Origin of the sequence: Fusobacterium perfoetens ATCC 29250 (assembly GCF_000622245.1) — a bacterium.
Classification (GTDB): Bacteria; Fusobacteriota; Fusobacteriia; order Fusobacteriales; family Fusobacteriaceae; genus Fusobacterium_B; species Fusobacterium_B perfoetens.
On the sequence record NZ_JHXW01000023.1, the window covers coordinates 1 to 1,577 of the forward strand.

The window sequence follows — 1,577 nt, forward strand, 5'->3', positions numbered from 1 at the left end:
CAATAGAAAGAGATATATGAATTGCTCCTTAGAAAGGAGGTGATCCATCCGCACGTTCCCGTACGGATACCTTGTTACGACTTCACCCCAATCGCTAACCACACCCTCGGAGCATCCATCCTTACGGTTAGGCCTGCTACTTCAGGTGCAATCAACTCTCGTGGTGTGACGGGCGGTGTGTACAAGACCCGAGAACGTATTCACCGCAACATAGCTGATTTGCGATTACTAGTGATTCCAACTTCATGTACTCGAGTTGCAGAGTACAATCCGAACTACGAACAGCTTTCTGAGATTTGCTCCTTCTCGCGAAATTGCTTCTCTCTGTACTGCCCATTGTAGCACGTGTGTAGCCCAGCGTATAAGGGGCATGATGACTTGACGTCATCCCCACCTTCCTCCTGCTCATCGCAGGCAGTATCGCATGAGTGCCCAACTTAATGATGGCAACATACAATAGGGGTTGCGCTCGTTGCGGGACTTAACCCAACATCTCACGACACGAGCTGACGACAGCCATGCACCACCTGTCTCTAGGTTCTCCCGAAGGAGCACTAAGAAATCTCTTTCTCATTCCTAGGATGTCAAACGCTGGTAAGGTTCCTCGCGTTGCGTCGAATTAAACCACATGCTCCACCACTTGTGCGGGTCCCCGTCAATTCCTTTGAGTTTCATACTTGCGTACGTACTCCCCAGGCGGATTACTTATCGCGTTAGCTTGAGTGCCGAGGTTCGACCCCCGACGCTTAGTAATCATCGTTTACAGCATGGACTACCAGGGTATCTAATCCTGTTTGCTCCCCATGCTTTCGCGCTTCAGTGTCAGTATTCGTCCAGTGAGCTGACTTCTCTATCGGCATTCCTACAAATATCTACGAATTTCACCTCTACACTTGTAGTTCCGCCCACCTCTCCGATACTCTAGTTAGGCAGTTTCCAACGCAATACGGAGTTGAGCCCCGCATTTTCACATCAGACTTACCAAACCACCTAGACGCGCTTTACGCCCAATAAATCCGGATAACGCTTGCGACATACGTATTACCGCGGCTGCTGGCACGTATTTAGCCGTCGCTTCTTCTATTGGTACCGTCATTTGTTTCTTCCCAATTGAAAGCACTTTACAATCCTAAGACCGTCATCGTGCACACAGAATTGCTGGATCAGACTTTTGGTCCATTGTCCAATATTCCCCACTGCTGCCTCCCGTAGGAGTAAGGGCCGTGTCTCAGTCCCCTTGTGGCCGTTCACCCTCTCAGGCCGGCTACCCATCGTCGCCTTGGTGAGCCGTTACCTCACCAACTAGCTAATGGGACGCAAAGCTCTCTCGTAGCGCATATAGCTTTCATAATCTTATCATGCGATAAAATCATAATATCCGGTATTAGCTATCGTTTCCAATAGTTGTCCCAGACTACAAGGCAAGTTCTTTACGTGTTACTCACCCGTCCGCCACCTTACTATCACCGAAGTGAATTCAAGTAGACTTGCATGTGTTAAGCATTCTGTCAGCGTTCATCCTGAGCCAGGATCAAACTCTTCATTAAAACTTTATATTTATTGACTAGGTCAATTAT

The 1,577-nt window shown here is 48.4% G+C and carries 1 rRNA gene; it reads right to left on the reverse strand.

Features of this window, described 5'->3' with window-relative positions:
* Nucleotides 1-32: 32 nt before the first annotated feature.
* A 16S ribosomal RNA gene (locus T364_RS0106895) occupies nt 33-1,547 on the reverse strand.
* Between the last annotated feature and the right edge of the window lie 30 nt (nt 1,548-1,577).